Consider the following 17287-nt stretch of genomic DNA (forward strand, 5'->3'; position numbering starts at 1 on the left):
CCTTCGGACAGCGGCGCACCCGCTACGTACAACGGGCCCTCGATGGTGCGCGGGGTGCCGCCTTCGATGCCGACCGCCGCGTCCTGGGCGTCCAGCAGCAGGTCGAGGTAGTGCTCGATGCCCAGGCCGGCGACGACCAGGCCGGCCTCCTGGCGCGCGCCGAGGCGGTTGAGGTAGTCCACGGCTTTCCAGAACTCGTCGGGGGTGACGTTCATGTCTTCGATGAGCTTCGCGGTGTCCTGCAGGATGCGCAGGACAAGGTTCTTCACCCGCGGGTTGCCCTGATCGTTCAGGGCGCCGCTGGCCTCTTCGAAGAAGGTCTGGATGTCGGCAGTCTGGGAAATCTTCACGGTCATGGTGCGATCCTCAAGTCTTGTTCTTGTCGAGTCGTACGGAGCGAAAATCAGCGGTCGTCGGCATGGATCGAGGACGGATGGCGGCAGAGCCCGTCGACCTCGATGTCCATGTAGGGGAACAGCGGCAGCTGCATCAGGGTGTCGTGCAGTTCCTCGACGCTGGCGAGGTCGAACACGCTGTAGTTGGCGTAGTGCCCGGCGATGCGCCAGAGGTGGCGCCACTTGCCCTCGCGCTGCAGGCGCTGGGCCAGTTCCTTCTCGTCGGCCTTGAGCTGGGCGGCCTTGGCCGGGTCCATGTCGACGGGCAATTTCACGGTCATCTTCACGTGGAACAGCATCGGGTCATCTCCTCTATCGGGCAGTCGGGAACAGGTTGAAAATCAGGTGCGGCGGAAGCGCGCCAGGCGCTCTTCGTCCAGGCTCAGGCCCAGGCCGGGCGTGCGCGGTACGTGCAGTTGGAAGTCGCGGTAAACCGGCGCCTCGGTGACAATCTCCTCGGTTAGCAGCAGCGGGCCGAACAGCTCGGTGGACCAGGTCAGCTTCTCCAGGGTGATGAAGGCGTGGGCCGAGGCCAGGGTGCCGACGGCGCCTTCGAGCATGGTCCCGCCGTACAGCGCGATGCCCGCCGCTTCGGCGATCTGTGCAGTGCGCAGCACGGCGCGCGGGCCACCGTTCTTGGCGATCTTCAGGGCGAAGATGCTGGCGGCGCCGTCGGCGGCGAGACTGAAGGCGTCGGCCACGCTCTCGATGGACTCATCGGCCATGATCGGTGCCGGGCTGCGCTGGTTCAGGCGCACCTGACCGCTGCGGTTGATGCGCGAGATGGGCTGTTCGATGAGGTCGATGCCGTTCTCGCCGAGCACCTGGCAGCCGCGGATGGCCTGAGATTCGTCCCAGCCCTGGTTGACGTCGACACGTACACTGGCGCGCTCGCCCAGGGCCCGCTTGATCGCCACCACATGCTTGAGGTCCTGCTCCAACGGGTTGGCGCCGATCTTCAGCTTGAAGATGCGATGACGGCGGATGTCGAGCATCTGCTCGGCTTCGGCGATGTCGCGGACGGTGTCGCCGGAGGCCAGGGTCCAGGCCACTTCGAGGCTGTCGCGCACGCGCCCGCCGAGCAACTCGCTGACCGGCAGGCCAAGGCGCCTGCCCTGGGCATCGAGCAGCGCGCTCTCGATCCCGGAGCGGGCGAAGGTATTGCCCTTGATCGACTTGTCCAGGCGCTGCATGCAGGCGTTGATGTTGCTGGCGTCCTGGCCCTGGAGCAGCGGCGCGAAGTGCGCATCGATGTTGGCCTTGATGCTCTCCGGGCTTTCGTTGCCGTAGGCCAGGCCGCCGATGGTGGTGGCTTCGCCGATGCCCTCGACGCCGTCGGAGCAGCGCAGGCGAATGATCACCAGCGTCTGTTGCTGCATGGTGTGCATGGCCAGCTTGTGCGGGCGAATGGTCGGCAGGTCGACGATGATCGACTCGATGCGTTCGATGACGGGGCTACTCATGGACGGCGTTCCGGTCTGGGATTTCTGGATGGGCCGGGACGCACGTCGGCGATACCCGGAAGGTCTTTTCACGTGTGGCAAAGGATTGCGCCGGGGCCTGCAGGCAGTCCAATATCGATGCCGTCTTGTTGCATACCCTGGAGGTATCATGGAGCTGCGACACCTGCGCTACTTCCGCGAAGTGGCCGGCACCCTCAACTTCACCCGCGCCGCCGAGCGCCTGCACATCGCCCAGCCACCGCTGAGCCGGCAGATCCAGCAGCTCGAGGAACTGCTCGGCGTGCCCTTGCTGGAGCGCGGCCGGCCGCTGCGCCTGACCGACGCCGGGCGCTATTTCCACGAGCAGACCGGCACCCTGCTTTCGCAGCTGGAAAGCATCTGCCAGAGCACCCGGCGCATAGGCCAGGGCGAGCGCCAGTGGTTCGGCATCGGCTTTGCGCCCTCGACGCTGTACGACGGTTTGCCCGAGCTGATCCGCGAGCTGCGCGGCGATGCCGGCCTGGAACTGGGGTTGCAGGAAATGACCACGGTGCAGCAGGTCGAGGCGCTGAAAAGCGGGCGTATCGACATCGGCTTCGGGCGCATCCGCATCGACGACCCCGCCATTACCCAGCAGGTATTGCGCGAGGAGCCGATGGTCGCCGTCCTGCCGGCCGGGCATCGCCTGCTTGGCGCGCCGCTGAGCCTGGCGCAACTGGCCGGCGAGGACTTCGTGCTCTACCCCGCCAACCCGCGCCCCAGCTATGCCGACCATGTACTGGCGCTGTTCGCCAACCATGGCCTGAGCGTGCGCGTGACGCAGTGGACCAATGAGCTGCAGACCGCCATCGGCCTGGTCGCCGCCGGCCTGGGCGTGGCGCTGGTGCCGGCGTCGGTGCAACAGCAGCACCGCGCCGACATCGGCTACGCCAGGCTGACCGACGCCGAGGCGGTCTCGCCGATCATCCTCAGCCAGCGCCGCGGCGACGTCAGCGCGCCATTGCAACGCTGCCTGCAACTGATCGGCGCGAACCTGCCGTAAGCGGAACATGGCGGCGCCTCAGCCCAGGTCGCCGCCACCCACCGGCAAAGTCACGCCGGTGATGTAGCTGGCTTCGTCCGAGGCGAGGAATAGGATCGCGCCGACTTGTTCGTCGATGGTCCCGTAACGCTTCATCAGGCTGCTGTTCTCGGTCTGGTCGATAATCTGCTGGTACCAGACTTTCTCCTGCTCGTTCTGCTGCGCTGCATTGCGCGGGATGCGCCGGGGCGGCGCCTCGGTGCCGCCGGGTGCGGTGGCATTCACCCGTACGCCGCGCTCGGCGGTCTCGAAGGCCAGGCAGGCGGTTAGCGCATTCACCCCGCCTTTTGCCGCGCCGTAGGGCACGCGGTTCACCCCGCGGGTGGCAATGGATGACACGTTGACGATGGCGCCCGCGCCCTGCTCCAGCATCGGCACCAGCGCCGCGCGGCAGCACCACAGGGTGGGGAACAGCGAGCGGCGCACCTCGGCTTCGATCTCGTCTTCGGCGTAGTGCTCGAAAGGTTTGGCCCAGATGGTGCCGCCGACGTTGTTGATGAGGATATCGAGGCGGCCGAAGCGCTCGATGGTCTGCGCGACCACACCCTGGCAGTCGGCGAAACGCTCCAGGTCGGCGGTGAGAGTGAGGACTTCGCCGTGCTGGCCGAGGGCGTCCCGCAGTTCGTGGACGATCTCGGAACGGTCCACGGCGATGACCTTCGCGCCCTCTTCCACCAGTCGTTCGGCGACGCGACGGCCGATGCCCTGGGCGGCGCCGGTGATGAGGGCGATCTTGTTGTTGAATCTTTTCATGGTGACCTCATGGCACTGAGGCGAGCCCACCCTGTAGGACCGAGGGGGGCGCCTAGCCCTTGCTCGCGAACCAAAGCCCCGCTGCGAAGCTGTTCGCGAGCAAGCTCGCTCCTACGAAGAGCCGCCCCGCGTGGGTTGTCGGGAATCAGGCAGCGCTGGCGGCGAACTTCTCGTAGTAGAAATTCGCCGGAGTGATGCCCTGTTCTCGGATGTACTGGCTGACCGCCTCGACCATCGGCGGCGGCCCGCAGAGGTAGAGGTCCACTTCGCCATCGTTCAGGTGCGCCGGCGTGATGTGCTGGGTGACGTAGCCCTTGCGCGGGTAGCTGCTCTCGGGGCTGGCCACGCAGGCGCTCCAGGTGAAGTTGGGAATGCGCGAGGCGAAGGCTTCCAGGCGATCCAGCTCCACCAGGTCGACGTCGTGGGTGACGCCGTAGATCAGGTGCAGCGGATAATCGCTGCCACGCTCGGCGATCTGCTCCAGCATCGCGGTGAAGGGCGCCAGGCCCGTACCGCCGGCCAGCAGCAACAGCGGTCGGTTGATCTCGCGCAGGTAGAAGCTGCCCAGCGGGCCGGCCAGGGACAGGGGGTCGCCGGCCTTGGCCAGGCCGGTAAGGAAGCTGCTCATCAGGCCGCCCGGCACATTGCGGATCAGGAAGCTGACCTCACCGTCCTTCTGCAGCGAGCTGAAGGAATAGGCGCGGCTCTGCTCGCTGCCCGGCACCTGCAGGTTGACGTACTGCCCCGGCAGGAAGGCCAGCCTGCTCAGCGACTCGCCCTTGATCGACAGCGCGATGGTACTTTCGGAGAGCTGGCGCACCGCGCTGATGTTCGCTTCGAAACTGGCCTGGGCGGTCTTGCAGACCTGCGATGAAGCCGGTACCCGCACCACGCAATCGCTCTGCGCACGCATCTGGCAGGTGAGCACGTAGCCTTGCGCGGCTTCATCCTCGGTCAGCGCGTCCTCGATGTATTCCTGGCCCAGGTCGTAACGGCCGGCTTCGGCGAAGCACTTGCAGGTGCCGCAGGCGCCGTCGCGGCAATCCAGCGGAATGTTGATGCCCTGGCGGTAGGCCGCATCGGCCACGGTCTCGCTCGGGCTGGCGTCGATGAAGCGGGTAACGCCGTCTTCGAAGTTGAAGGCGATCTTGTGGTTCATGGCGTGCACCTCGATGCCGCGCAGGCGGCGTCGCGCGCGGCGAATCCACGCGCGCGACGCACAGCCCTGACGGCGAAATCAGATGTGGTAGATGTCGATGACTTGCCTGACGTAGTCGTTCTTCAGCACGACCTTCTTCGCCTTCACCAGCGGCCGTTCGCCACGCACGTCGAGCGTGTAGAAGCTGGTGCCGAAGTAGCTGTCGACGGTCTTGTAGCGAAAGCTCAGGGTGTGCCAGTTGAAGCGCACCTGGCACTGCCCATCGGCCTCGCCGAGCACCTCGATGTTGCTCAGGTTGTGCGAGGTGCGCGTGTCCGGCAGGGTCGCGCTGGAGCGCTCGGTCTTGATGCGGAACACGCGGTCTTCCAGGCCGCCACGGTTGCCGTACCAGATCAGCGAGATTTCCCGCTGCGGGTCTTCGGTGAGCTGGTCGCGGTCGTCCCAGGAGGGCATCCAGAAGGTGGCATCGGCGGCGTACAACTCCAGCCAGGCATCCCAGTCCTTGTCGTCGAGATAGCGCGCTTCGCGGTAGAGGAAGTCGCGGACGGTCTCGTAGCGGCTCATCACGCACCCTCCTCTGTTACGGCGATGTGATTCGCCTGTTCTGCGGCCAGCGCATCGATCATGGTCTGCTGCCAGTACTGGTGCTGCAGCACGAACAGGCCTTCATCCTCGGTGCGCACGCCGGACAGCGCCGGCGCCAGGTCGATTTCCCGCGCCGCGTCGTCGGCGCCCTCGATCCAGTGCTTCGCCCCGCGCGACATGTCGTTCCAGCCACCGGCACTGCCCTGGTAGGCCTGCTGGCAGGAGCGGAATTCCTCCAGGTCGTCCGGCGTGGCCATGCCGCTGACGTTGAAGAAATCCTCGTACTGGCGGATGCGCTGGGCGCGCGCCTCGCTGCTCTCGCCCTTGGGCGCGATGCAATAAATGGTGATCTCGGTGCGGTTGACGTCGATGGGCCGGGCGATGCGGATCTGCGAGCTGAACTGGTCCATCAGGTAGACGTTGGGGTACAGGCAGAGGTTGCGCGAGTTCTCGATCATCCAGTCGGCGCGGGCCTGGCCATGGTCGCGTGCCAGCTCGTCGCGGCGCTCGAAGGCCGGGCGCGCCTCGGGGTTGGCCCAGCGGGTCCAGAGCAGCAGATGGCCGTGGTCGAAGGAGTAGAAACCGCCACCCTGCTTGGCCCAGCCACCGGCGCTCATGGTCTTCACGGCCTCGCCCGCTTCGCGCTGCTGACGCTGGTTCTGGGTGGCGGCGTAGTTCCAGTGCACGGAGCTGACGTGATAGCCGTCGGCACCGTTCTCGGCGGTGAGCTTCCAGTTGCCTTCGTAGATGTAGCTGGAGGAACCGCGCAGGACTTCCAGTCCTTCGGGGGACTGGTCGACGATCATGTCGATGATCTTCGCCGACTCGCCCAGATGCTCCACCAGCGGCTTGACGTCGGCCTTCAGGCTGCCGAAGAGGAAGCCGCGATAGGACTCGAAGCGCGCCACTTTGGTCAGGTCGTGGGAGCCTTCGCAGTTGAAGCCTTCGGGGTAGCCGGCCTCGGCCGGGTCCTTCACCTTGAGCAGCTTGCCGGAATTGTTGAAGGTCCAGCCGTGGAACGGGCAGGTGTAGCTGGAACGGTTGCCGGACTTTTGCCGGCAGAGCATGGCGCCCTTGTGGCTGCAGGCGTTGAGGAAGGCGTTGAGCACGCCGTCCTTGTTGCGCGCGATGAAGACCGACTGGCGACCGATCATGGTGGTCAGGAAGTCGTTCTTCTCGGGGATCTGGCTTTCATGGGCGAGGTAGACCCAGTTGCCTTCGAAGATATGGGTCATCTCCAGGTCGAACAGGCGCGGGTCGGTGAACATCTCCCGGCGGCAGCGGAAGATGCCCTTCGCGGCGTCTTCCTCAAGCAGTGAACGCAAGTAGTCGATACCCAGGGACATGGCCAGGGCCTCCGTTGTTATTGTTCAGGCAGGCTCAGGTTAGGGCTGGGTACGCGGGGGCAATATCCGCTTTGTGCAGAGTGCTATCCGTTTTGTGCAGGCGTGCTGGTGAGCGGATGCCCTTGATTTGTGGCACGGGATTCGCGAGCAAGCTCGCTCCTGCAGGCAGGGGCTGCCTCTGTGTGCTCTTGAGGGCTTCCAGAGCGACTTCCGAGCACTCCGAACGGCCCCGTTCAACGAGGGAATTTTTCGCCTAAGCGAAAAACCGGATGTCCGGGGCAAGACCTTTGGTTACTTTGGGCGGGGCGGCCATCCGTCGTTTGCCAAAGTGACTCGCCCGAGGGGGCGAAACAAAGAGTCGGAGCGCACGCCGATGCGGCGCAGGACGCCCAAACGGCACACCAATCCAATCTTGGAACCAAGGCTAACCAGCAGGAACGACTCAGGTGCGACGCTTGAAAGTTTCCGAAGGCAACTCGCCAAACTGCTGCCGATACCCCTCGGCAAACCGCCCCAGGTGCAGGAAGCCATAGTCCAGCGCCAACTCGGTCACGCTGCGGACGTTGCACGCCGGGTCCGCCAGGCAGGAGCGGATGCGTTCCAGCTTGAGCCGGCGGATGTACTGCCGCGGCGTGGCGCCGGCATGGCGCTCGAACAGCGCGTACAACGAGCGCAGGCTCATGGAGGCCTGGCGCGCCAGGGCTTCGACATCGATGTCCTCGCGCAGGTGGCCTTCGATGTACGCCTCGATGCGCTCGAAGGAGGCGCTGCCGCCAGCGATGGGCTCGCGGCTGACATTGGTCTTCAGCAGGGTCAGCAGCTTGCTGGCGACAATCTGCTGGTAGTGCTCGTCCACCCGAGCCAGACGTTCGCCAGCTTCGGACTCCTGGCAGACCATCGACAACAGGTTCACGAAGCCTTCCAGTTCGCCCAGCCGGTAGCGATTCTCGGTGAAGCGCACGCCACCGCGCGGTGCGTTCCAGCGCTGCTCGGCGCAGATGGCTTCGAGCAGGGTCACCGGAATCTTCAGGATGAATTTCTCGCAGTCGTCCGAGTAGGTCAGGTCGACCGGATCGTCCGGGTTGATCAACAGCAGCTCGCCCGGCGCCAGGTAGTGCTCCTGGCGCTGACCGCGCCAAAGGCAATGGCCGCTCAACAGAATCTGCAAGTGGAAGATGCTTTCCAGTGCCGGCGAGGTGACGCGCACCGCGCCGCCATAGCTGATGCGGCACAGGTCGAGGCTGGCGAAGCGGCGGTGGTTGAGGCTGGCCTGGGGATGACCGTGCGCCGGCAGGCGCAGGTCGTGGGTGCCCACGTGCTGGTTGACGTAACCGGAAACCGCGTAAGGATCGGCACGCTCGAATACACGGCTGCGCTCGCTCAGCAGGCTTTGCATAGAGGCACTCACAGTTGTTGTTAGTGGCCGCAATCTGCGTTGCGGTGCATCCAGTCTATGCAAGTGCAGCAGGGTCGGCGCGAGGCAGAGATGAATGGCAACACAATCCCTGCCCCGCTCGCTGCTCAGGTAGCGTCGGCGTGGCTCACCAGCCCCTTGACCAGCACCGCCGCCGTGGCGATAGCGGCTGGCACCATCAACGCGGTCAACACCTGCTCGAAGTTCCAGCCCAGGCCCAGCAGGGTCGCGCCGATCCAGGCGCCGAGGATCGCGCCGAAGCGGCCGATGCCGAGCATCCAGGACACGCCCGTGGCGCGTCCCTGGGTCGGGTAGAAGCGCGCGGCGAGAGACGGCATGGCCGACTGCGCACCGTTCACGCACATGCCGGCAGCCAGCACAAGGGTCGCCAGGAGCGTGACGGTACCCAGGCTCTGCCCGACGAAGTAGGCGAACACGCCCGCCAGGCAATAGAAGATGCCGATGACCTTGTGCGGATTGAAGCGGTCCATGGCCCAGCCCACCGCCACCGAGCTGAGCACCCCGCCGAGCTGGAACAGCGCGCCGATGAAGGCGGCTTGCTCCATGCTCGCGCCGGCGTCGCGCATCAGCGTCGGCAGCCAGCTGGTGAGCAGGTAGACGATCACCAGGCCCATGAAATAGGTCAGCCACAGCAGCAGGGTTCCCGCGCTGTAGGTGCCGGAGAAGATCACCTTGAACACGTTGCGGCTCTGCACCGTCTTCTGTTCCGGCACGCTGAACTCGCGGGCCGTGACCACCTCGGCCGGCGCGATGGGCGCCAGCACGCGCTTGACCTTGTCTGCTCCGCGATTGCGCACCACCAGGAAACGCGCCGACTCCGGCAGCCATACCAGCAGCACCACCGCCAGCAGCAGCGGCAGAACGCCGCCGAGCAACAGCAGGCTGTGCCAGCCGTAGGCCGGGATCAGTTTGGCGGAGACAAAGCCGCCCGAGGCCATGCCGAGATTGAAGCCACAGAACATGCTGGTCACCAGCAGCGATTTGAGGCGCTCGGGGGTGTACTCCGAGAGCAGCGTGGTCGCGTTCGGCATCGCCGCGCCCAGGCCGATCCCGGTCAGCAGGCGCAGCGCCATCAGCTGTTCGAGGTTGCTGCTGTAGGCCGACAGAAGGCTGAACAGTCCGAACAGGAATACCGCCACCACCAGTACGCCCTTGCGCCCGAAACGGTCGGCCAGCGGGCCGGAGCCCAGGGCGCCGAACACCATGCCGATCAACGCGGCGCTCATCACCGGACCGAGGCTGGCGCGGTCAATGCCCCAGTCCTGGGTCAGCGCCGGGGCGATGAAGCCCATGGCGGCGGTATCCAGACCGTCGAGGAAAACGATGAGGAAGCACAGCAGCACGATGCGGCACTGGTACAGCGACAGCGGCTGGGCGTTGATGAAGGACTGGACGTCGAGGGTGCCGGCAGCGGGCACGTGGGCGGAACTGGTCATGCGAAGACTTCCTGCGAAGGCGTCGTCGCGGGAAGGCCGGCTGGATCGCCCTGCACTCCCGCAAGCTGGACAGGAATGAGGCGCGAGCCGGTGGACGCAAGGACCGGCGGATGGGGCAGGCACACAGGGGCCATGGCTGACGCTCATTGTTGTTATTACCCGTCCGGCTGGACGGGTAGGAAACATTACGAATTGCCGTAGGACGATTCAATTCGTTAACCGCACCAGTGGGCGGTTAGCGAACGAGATTAAGGAGCCTGCTGCGGCTATGGCTAGAATGCGCCAGCCCGAAAGGATAATCAGAGGAAGAAATGAACGACAACGAACGGAAATCGATCAGCAAATGGCTGTCGCTAATCCTGCGCCACAGCCCGGAAACTGCTGGGCTGACCCTGGACCAGAAGGGCTGGGTGAGCGTCGACAAACTGCTGGAGCGGTCGGCCGGCAAGGGCCGTCAATTCAGCCGCGACATGCTCGAAGAGGTGGTGGCCACCAACGACAAGCAGCGCTTCACCTTCAGCGACGACGGCCTGCGCATCCGCGCCAATCAGGGCCATTCGGTCAGCATCGATCTGCAGCTGGAAGCCTGCGAGCCGCCGGAAGTGCTCTACCACGGCACTATTCCCGCCTCACTGGCGGCGATCATCCGTGACGGGCTGAAGCCCATGAGCCGCCAGCACGTCCACTTGAGCGCCGACCGCGAGACTGCCGATCGTGTCGGCTCGCGTCGTGGCAAGCCAACCATCCTGGTAGTACGCAGCGGCCAGATGTGGCGCGAAGGCCACCGCTTCTATCGCTCTGCCAATGGCGTCTGGCTGGCGGACGCCGTACCACCAGCGTACCTGGAACAACGCTGAGGAAAACTCAGTGGAACAGCCGCGTGCCCAGCTCGCGGCTGGCCTCAAGCAGCACCGGCAGGAAGCGCGTTTCCAGCTCCTGGCGCGACACGCGCCCGGCGTGGGTGCCGACGTTCAGCGCGGCCAGCACCTGACCGGCGGAATCCTTCAGCGGCACGGCGATGGAGCGCAGCCCGACTTCCAGCTCCTGGTCGATGATCACCCAGCCCTGCTGGCGGATCTCGGCGATGCTCGCGCGCAGCATTTCCGGGGTGTGCACGGTACGGCTGGTTTTCACCTGCAGGTCGGCGTGGGCGAGGTAGTCCTCCAGCGCGTCGTCGTTCAGCCCGGCGAGCAGGATGCGGCCCATGGAGGTGCAGTACGCCGGCAGGCGGCTGCCGACGCTCAGGTCCACCGAAATCAGGCGCTGCGGCGTGGCCGAGCGGGCGATGTAGAGAATCTCGTCGCCTTCGAGCGTGGCCATCGAACAGGCTTCGTGCAGTTGCTCGCTCAAACGGTCGAGGATCGGTTGCGCGGTGACCGCCAGCGGCGTCGAGGACAGGTAGGCGTGCCCCAGGGTCAGCACCTTCGGCAACAGCGAATAGGTGCGGCCGTCGGAGGTGACGTAGCCCAGCTTCATCAGCGTGTGCAGGCAGCGGCGCACGGCAGCGCGGGGAATCTCGGTGCGGTGGCTGATCTGCGCGATGGTCAGGTGCCGTTTGCGCTCCTGGAACGCGTGGATCACCGCCAGGCCACGGGCCAGCGAGGTCATGAAGTTCGGGTCGCCGGTGAAGGCCTCGATGCGCTTGGCGGGCGAAGCGATGATCGGCGGCGCAAGGGGCGGCAGGCTGGCACGGGGGGAGTCGGTCATTGTTGTTGTCCTGGCAGGCGAATGCCGGGCGATTATCGACACGCATGGGCGATTATCGCAACACATTTGGCCGATTATCGAACAGAGGTTATCCATGCTTAGCGAATCTAGCGCATCGCGCCAGGTACAACCTGGGTTCGCGAGCAAGCTCGCTCCTTCAGGAAAACGCCTGCGCGCTCTTCGCAGGGCCGAGGGGACGCCTAGTCCTTGCTCGCGAACAACTCTCGACAGCCCGCGCGACCGCCTACAGCGGCTCCAGCTTCAACTGCCGCAACCGGCTCAGCGTTCGCGAGAAGTCCAGCGCGGCCCCGCCCGCCGCCAACTCGTCCAGCGACACCGTGGCGAACAATTGCAGCCCCAACTGCCGGTCGTAGGCGATATCGATGAAGTTGAGGAAGCGCATGCTCACGTCCGGCGGGTAGTCCGCCAGCGGGCCGAGACCGCTCACCGCCATGCGCGGGAAATGCTCGATCAGCCACAGGTAATCGCTGGCTGAGCGCGGGCGTTCGAACATTTCGCTGAAATCCATCCACGCACAGTGATCGTCGTGGGCATGCACCTTCAGCGGGTGGTGATTGACGCTGAGCACCTCGTCGAACTTCGCGTCCGCCGCCAGCCCCAGTCGGGAACCGACCAGTTCGAGATCATCGGCGCGCGCCGGCCAGAGGAAGCTGCCCCACTCTTCCAGCGACGTACTGTGCTCGCGATAGTCCTGCCCGGCATCCACCGAAATCACGTCGAAGCGCTTTTCGATCAGCTCGATGGCCGGACGGAAGCGCTCGCGGTACAGCGGGTTCGGACAGAGATTTTCCGGTTCATAGTTGGACGTACAGACCAGGCCTACGCCTTCGTCCACCAGCACCTTCAGCATCCGCCCCAGGAGCATGGCGTCGCCGATGTCGTGCACGTGGAATTCGTCGAAGCACAGCAGCCTGGTTTCCTCGGCGATGGCGCGGGCCACGCGCACCAGCGGGTCGGACTGCCCGGTGATCGCCAGCATGCGTGATTGCAATTCCTGCAGGAAGGCATGGAAGTGCACGCGGCGCTTGGCCTGGGTCGGCGCGGCGACGAAGAACTGGTCCATGACGAAGCTCTTGCCGCGCCCCACACCGCCCCACAGGTAGACGCCTGCGACTGGTTTGCGCAGGAAACCGTGACGCCCGGCAAGGAAGTCGTCGAGCCAGGTGGCGAGGTGGTCCACCGCCGTCACCTGCGCTTCGTCAGCGCGATAGCCGCGCTCGTCGAGCGCGGCCGCGAAGTGCCGCCGAACACGGTCGGCGACCGGTTCGGCGGATGTCTCATGGAGTCGTGTATCAGAAGTCAAAGAACACCGTTTCCGCATTTCCCTGGACGCGGATATCAAACCGGTAAGCGAGCCTCCCGTCCACCTCGCAACGCTTTGCAATGAGGGTTTGCCGACGTTCGGGCTGCTCGATCAGGTTCAGGACCGGGTCCACGGCATTCGCTTGCGCCTCGTCGTCGAAGTACAGGCGCGTCTGCAAATGGAGATTGATACCCCGGGCAAACAGCGAGACGTTGATGTGCGGCGCCATGGGCACACCGGCGGCGTTTTTCACCACACCGGGCTTGATGGTCTGCACCTGCCACTCGCCAGCATCGAAGGTCGTTGCCGTGCGTCCGAAGCCATTGAAGGGCTTTTCCAGATCGAAGGTAGAGTCATACACGCCCTCATGATTCGCCTGCCATAACTCGAGGAAGGAATCGCGGATCAGGTGGCCGTTGCCGTCGTACACATGGCCGATCAGCAGGATGTGTTCGCCGGGCGCGCCGGGCTTGGCCATCTCGCTCCAGATTTCCTGGTCACGGGCCGGATTACCGGCGGCGGCCAGCGCCAGGCCGATGTGCACGTAGGGGCCGGCGGTCTGCGAGGGGGTTTCCGGCAGCAGTTCGATAGGCATGGTCGGTCCTCCTCACTTGTTCTCGAAATGGGTCTTGCGCTGGCCGCGCAGCACGATGTCGAAGCGATAGGCCAGGCAGTCCATGGGGTTGGCGTTGCTCATGTCGAGCTTCGCGATCAGGCTTTCCACCGCATCCGGGTTGGCGATGGACCTGACGATGGGGCACATCGGAATCAGCGGGTCGCCCTCGAAGTACAGCTGGGTGATCAGCCGCGTGGAGATCGACGGGCCGCTGATGGAGAAGTGGATGTGCGCCGGGCGCCAGTCGTTCGGGCCGTTGCGCCAGGGATACGGGCCGGGCTTGATGGTGCGGAAGACGTAGCGTCCTTCGCTGTCGGTCAGCGCACGGCCGACGCCGCCGAAGTTCGGGTCCAGCGGCGCGAGATAACGGTCGTTCTTGTGGCGATAACGGCCGCCGGCGTTGGCCTGCCACATCTCCACCAGGGTATGCGGCACAGGCTTGCCGTACTGGTCCATGACCCGGCCGGAAACGACGATGCGCTCACCGATGGGCAGGCCACCGTTGTTGAAGTTGAGCAGCAGGTCATTGTCGTGCTCGCCCATCTTCAGGTGCGAGAAGTCCGGGCCACTGGTTTCGGAAACCGATTGCGGAATGCTCACCAGCGCCTGGCGCGGGGAACGGGTGATGGAAGTCTTGTAGTCGGGCGTGAGGGCTTTGGGGTGCCAGTTTCGGTCACGAATGACGAAGCGGCTGTTTTCCGCGTCGGACATATCGGTCTCCTCTTGTTGGATTTATAGGAGCCTGTTGCATCAGGCAGTGCGGCAGAGTGTCACCCGCCCAACGGACCTGGAAAATTGAAAAGATACCCGCCATCCATAACCATAGGGTTATGGATAAGTCTCGCTGCGATAGGCTTCTCCCACCTCGCGCAGTACCTCCAGGCACCAGTGCGCGCCAAGGGAAAGCGGCAGCGTCGAGTTGCTGCAAATCCCCACTGAACCGCCCGGTTCCTGTACATCCAGCGGCAGTTCGACCATCTCGCCGGAGCGCAGGTCCAGGCGCACCGAATCCAGCGGAGCGATCCACAGCGCATCGCTGGTCAATACATAACGGCGGCTGAGCACCGTGGACAGGGTTTCCAGCCTCTGGCGCGGCTGGCCGAGGCCGCTCTGCACCAGCAGGCTGTCGGCGGACTTGCGGATGGTGGTGCCGGCCAGCGGCAGCACCAGCGGCCAGTCGTCCAGCGCCGAGGGCGGCAGCGGGCGACCCAGCAGCGGATGACCGGCGCGGGCCACCAGGGTCATTGCCTCGCTGTACAGGTGCTCGAAAGCGAGGCCCTGGATCTGCGGGCTTTCGGTCATGCGACCGACCACCAGGTCCAGCTCGCCCACACGCAATTGCGAGAGCAGGTGCGCACTCGGCCCGGTCACCACGCTGACCACCAGCGCCGGGTGCCGCTCGTGCAGGCGCCGCACCGTCTCCGGCATCAGCAGGCTTTCGACGGTGGAGAGCACGCCCAGGCGTACCGTGCTGGAGGCGTACTCGCCGCCGCGCAGGCTGTTCACGCCGTCACGCAGCGCCTGCACGCAGGGGCCGGCGTAGCGCAGGAAGGCTACTCCCGCTTCCGTCAGACTGGCCCCGCTCTTGCCGCGCTCGAACAGGCTGGCTTCGAGCAGGTCCTCCAGCTCCTTGAGCGTCTTCGAGATGGCCGGCTGGCTCACGGCCAGGGCATCCGCCGCGCGGGCCAGGCTGCCCTGGCGGGCCACTTCGAGGAAGCACACGAGGTGGCGGAACTTGATACGCGAATCGATATTCATGGCGGCTCAACGCAGCTCGCGGAACGCGCGGGGCGAAACCCCGGCATAACGCTTGAAGAATCGGGAGAAATACGCGGGTTCGGAGAAGCCCAGGCTGTCCGACACCTGCTGGATGGTCATGGCTGTGTACACCAGGTTGCGCTTGGCCTCCAGCAGCAGGCGCTGGTGGATCATCTGCAGCGCCGACTGCCCGGCCAGGCGCCGGCACAGCGCATTGAGGTGCGCGGCGCTGATGCCCAGCGCCGCCGCGTAGTGCTCGATGGGCCGATGCAACCGGAAATCCTGCTCCAGCCGGCGGGAGAACGCCTGCAGATGCTCGACGCCGCGATCCTGCTGGCTTGCCTCCGCGCGGGACTGCTCCAGCGCCCGGCGGCTGAGCCAGACCAGCAGCATGTTGAGCAGCGATTGCAGCATCAGGTCGCGGCCCGGCGCCTGCCCGGCGTACTCGCGGTCGATGGATTCGAACAGCGCATCCAGGTGACGCTTGCCCTCGCCCACGGCAAAGCACGCCGGCTGCTCCAGCACCGTGCTTTCCAGCAGGCTACCGAGCTGTTCGGCCAGTGGCAGACCCATGCTCAGCACCCAGCCCTGCACGTCCTCGGCGAAGCGAAAACCATGCACCGCCAGCGCCGGCGTGACCTGCAGCGACGCCTCGCGGATCGGCGTCAGCTGCCCCTCCACCTCCAGCTCCGCCGCACAGGCCTGCACGTAGAGCAGTTGCACCAGGTCGCCATGGCGATGCGGGCGGATTTCCCAGTCATGCAGGCGACTGCGCGAGGCGATCGACTCGCAGTGGATCAGGTCCGGCGTCGGCCAAACCGTCGTTTCGCCATACAGGCGGAACACCGGGACCGGATTGTCAGCACGTTGTTCGATCACCGCCCGAATCCATGAAAAGTCCAAGAAGACTGTTGGAAATTACCTTCAAAGACCGATCCCATCCACAAAAAATGCAGGAGACAAAAACAACAGCGCTCTCCAAGGAGCCACGCCATGAAGACCCAAGTCGCCATTATCGGCGCCGGCCCTGCCGGCCTCCTGCTGGGCCAGCTGCTGCACAAGGCTGGCATCGACACCGTGATTCTCGAACGCCAGACCCCCGACTACGTGCTCGGCCGCATCCGCGCCGGGGTACTCGAACAGGGCACCGCCGACCTGCTGCGCGAAGCCGGAGCCGGCGCGCGGATGGACGCCGAAGGGTTGCTCCACGACGGTTTCGAGCTGGTGCTCAACGGCCGCCGCGAGCGCATCGACCTCAAGGCCCTCACCGATGGCAAGCAGGTGATGGTGTACGGCCAGACCGAAGTCACCCGCGACCTGATGCAGGCCCGCGCAGCCAGCGGCGCGATGAGCGTGTATGAAGCGACTGACGTGGAGCTGCACGACGTCACCAGCGACAAGCCCTACGTCACGTTCACCCATCAGGGCGAACGCGTGCGCCTGGACTGCGACTACATCGCCGGCTGCGACGGCTTCCACGGCGTGGCCCGGCGCAGCATTCCCGCCGAGCGCCTGAGCATCTTCGAACGCGTCTACCCCTTCGGCTGGCTCGGCCTGCTCAGCGACACCCCGCCGGTCAACCACGAACTCATCTACGCCAGCAGCGAGCGCGGTTTCAGCCTGTGCAGCCAGCGCAGCGCCACCCGTAGCCGCTACTACCTGCAGGTAGGGTTGGATGAGAAGGTGGAGGATTGGTCTGACGGGCGTTTCTGGGACGAGCTCAAACGCCGTATTCCCGAGGACGTTGCGCGCCAGTTGGTGACCGGGGCGTCGCTGGAAAAGAGCATCGCCCCGCTGCGCAGCTTCGTGGTGGAGCCGCTGCAGTACGGTCGGCTGTTCCTGGTCGGCGACGCCGGGCACATCGTCCCGCCCACCGGCGCGAAGGGACTGAACCTGGCGGCCAGTGACGTTGACGCGCTGCATCGCATCCTGGTGAAAGTCTACGCCGACGGCCGAACCGACTTGCTGGCGCAGTACTCGCCGATTGCCCTGCGGCGCATCTGGAAGGCCGAGCGCTTCTCCTGGTGGATGACCTCGATGCTGCACCAGTTCCCCGACAGCGACGCCTTCACCCGGCGGATGCTGGAGACCGAGCTGGACTACTTCCTCGGCTCCGAGGCCGGGCGCACGACCATTGCCGAGAACTATGTCGGGTTGCCGTTCGAGGACGTGGCTTAGTGCCGACTCACCGAGCTTGCAGGAGCAACCGTCGTTCCCTGGCTGTTCGTACCGATGCTTTCCCCTCACCCC

General features: G+C 65.3%; 18 protein-coding genes. 3 read left to right on the forward strand and 15 right to left on the reverse strand.

Annotated elements, in window-relative coordinates:
• The 3 genes from PNI01S_RS21360 to PNI01S_RS21370 all read right to left on the reverse strand — a co-directional run.
• A partial coding sequence (locus PNI01S_RS21360) for a dioxygenase (protein WP_276526976.1) occupies positions 1-356 on the reverse strand: 356 nt, incomplete at its 3' end.
• Positions 357-403: 47 nt separating this feature from the next.
• Positions 404-694: a muconolactone Delta-isomerase gene (gene catC, locus PNI01S_RS21365; RefSeq protein ID WP_015477003.1), complete on the reverse strand. Its 291-nt coding sequence runs from the start codon at positions 692-694 to the stop codon at positions 404-406.
• A 42-nt stretch (positions 695-736) separates the two neighbouring features.
• A complete protein-coding gene (locus tag PNI01S_RS21370; RefSeq protein ID WP_084359016.1) occupies positions 737-1858 on the reverse strand; it encodes a muconate cycloisomerase family protein in 1122 nt (373 codons plus the stop codon).
• Positions 1859-2006: 148 nt separating this feature from the next.
• Between PNI01S_RS21370 and PNI01S_RS21375 the strand changes: the two genes are divergently transcribed.
• Complete coding sequence (locus PNI01S_RS21375; RefSeq protein ID WP_084359018.1) at positions 2007-2879, forward strand: LysR family transcriptional regulator; 873 nt, start codon at positions 2007-2009, stop codon at positions 2877-2879.
• A gap of 18 nt (positions 2880-2897) precedes the next feature.
• Here the strand turns inward: PNI01S_RS21375 and PNI01S_RS21380 are convergent, their stop codons facing one another.
• From PNI01S_RS21380 to pcaK, 6 genes are all read right to left on the reverse strand, one after another.
• Positions 2898-3671, reverse strand: a complete 774-nt coding sequence (locus PNI01S_RS21380) for a 1,6-dihydroxycyclohexa-2,4-diene-1-carboxylate dehydrogenase (protein ID WP_084359020.1) — start codon at positions 3669-3671, stop codon at positions 2898-2900.
• 145 nt (positions 3672-3816) lie between these two features.
• Complete coding sequence (gene benC / locus PNI01S_RS21385) at positions 3817-4830, reverse strand: benzoate 1,2-dioxygenase electron transfer component BenC (protein ID WP_084359022.1); 1014 nt, start codon at positions 4828-4830, stop codon at positions 3817-3819.
• A gap of 78 nt (positions 4831-4908) precedes the next feature.
• Positions 4909-5394 carry a benzoate 1,2-dioxygenase small subunit gene (gene benB / locus PNI01S_RS21390; RefSeq protein WP_084359024.1) on the reverse strand — a complete coding sequence of 162 codons (486 nt, stop codon included), beginning with the start codon at positions 5392-5394 and terminating at the stop codon, positions 4909-4911.
• On the reverse strand, positions 5394-6761 hold the full coding sequence (gene benA, locus PNI01S_RS21395) for a benzoate 1,2-dioxygenase large subunit (protein ID WP_084359026.1): 1368 nt from the start codon (positions 6759-6761) through the stop codon (positions 5394-5396). The genes benB and benA overlap by 1 nt, the downstream gene beginning before the upstream one ends.
• A gap of 442 nt (positions 6762-7203) precedes the next feature.
• Positions 7204-8157: an AraC family transcriptional regulator gene (locus tag PNI01S_RS21400; protein ID WP_084359028.1), complete on the reverse strand. Its 954-nt coding sequence runs from the start codon at positions 8155-8157 to the stop codon at positions 7204-7206.
• 125 nt (positions 8158-8282) lie between these two features.
• Entirely contained in the window at positions 8283-9632 is a 1350-nt protein-coding gene (pcaK, locus tag PNI01S_RS21405; protein ID WP_024763341.1) for a 4-hydroxybenzoate transporter PcaK, read from the reverse strand.
• Positions 9633-9943: 311 nt separating this feature from the next.
• Between pcaK and PNI01S_RS21410 the strand changes: the two genes are divergently transcribed.
• Complete coding sequence (locus tag PNI01S_RS21410) at positions 9944-10489, forward strand: RNA 2'-phosphotransferase (RefSeq protein WP_084359030.1); 546 nt, start codon at positions 9944-9946, stop codon at positions 10487-10489.
• A 7-nt stretch (positions 10490-10496) separates the two neighbouring features.
• Here the strand turns inward: PNI01S_RS21410 and PNI01S_RS21415 are convergent, their stop codons facing one another.
• The 6 genes from PNI01S_RS21415 to PNI01S_RS21440 form a co-directional block, all read right to left on the reverse strand.
• Entirely contained in the window at positions 10497-11339 is an 843-nt protein-coding gene (locus PNI01S_RS21415; RefSeq protein ID WP_024763339.1) for an IclR family transcriptional regulator, read from the reverse strand.
• Between the two features lie 244 nt (positions 11340-11583).
• Complete coding sequence (gene zapE, locus PNI01S_RS21420) at positions 11584-12663, reverse strand: cell division protein ZapE (RefSeq protein ID WP_084359032.1); 1080 nt, start codon at positions 12661-12663, stop codon at positions 11584-11586.
• The gene (pcaG, locus tag PNI01S_RS21425; RefSeq protein WP_084359034.1) at positions 12653-13258 is read right to left on the reverse strand and encodes a protocatechuate 3,4-dioxygenase subunit alpha; all 606 of its coding nucleotides are present in this window, start codon (positions 13256-13258) and stop codon (positions 12653-12655) included. The genes zapE and pcaG overlap by 11 nt, the downstream gene beginning before the upstream one ends.
• 12 nt (positions 13259-13270) lie before the next feature.
• Positions 13271-13990 (reverse strand): protocatechuate 3,4-dioxygenase subunit beta, encoded by a 720-nt coding sequence (gene pcaH / locus PNI01S_RS21430; RefSeq protein ID WP_024763337.1) that lies wholly within the window; start codon positions 13988-13990, stop codon positions 13271-13273.
• A 117-nt stretch (positions 13991-14107) separates the two neighbouring features.
• A complete protein-coding gene (gene pcaQ / locus PNI01S_RS21435) occupies positions 14108-15037 on the reverse strand; it encodes a pca operon transcription factor PcaQ (RefSeq protein WP_084359036.1) in 930 nt (309 codons plus the stop codon).
• Positions 15038-15043: 6 nt separating this feature from the next.
• Positions 15044-15913, reverse strand: a complete 870-nt coding sequence (locus PNI01S_RS21440; RefSeq protein ID WP_420902319.1) for a helix-turn-helix domain-containing protein — start codon at positions 15911-15913, stop codon at positions 15044-15046.
• Between the two features lie 117 nt (positions 15914-16030).
• Between PNI01S_RS21440 and pobA the strand changes: the two genes are divergently transcribed.
• Positions 16031-17215 (forward strand): 4-hydroxybenzoate 3-monooxygenase, encoded by a 1185-nt coding sequence (gene pobA, locus PNI01S_RS21445; protein ID WP_084359038.1) that lies wholly within the window; start codon positions 16031-16033, stop codon positions 17213-17215.
• Positions 17216-17287 lie beyond the last annotated feature (72 nt).

This window comes from Pseudomonas nitroreducens NBRC 12694 (assembly GCF_002091755.1).
GTDB lineage: Bacteria > Pseudomonadota > Gammaproteobacteria > Pseudomonadales > Pseudomonadaceae > Pseudomonas > Pseudomonas nitroreducens.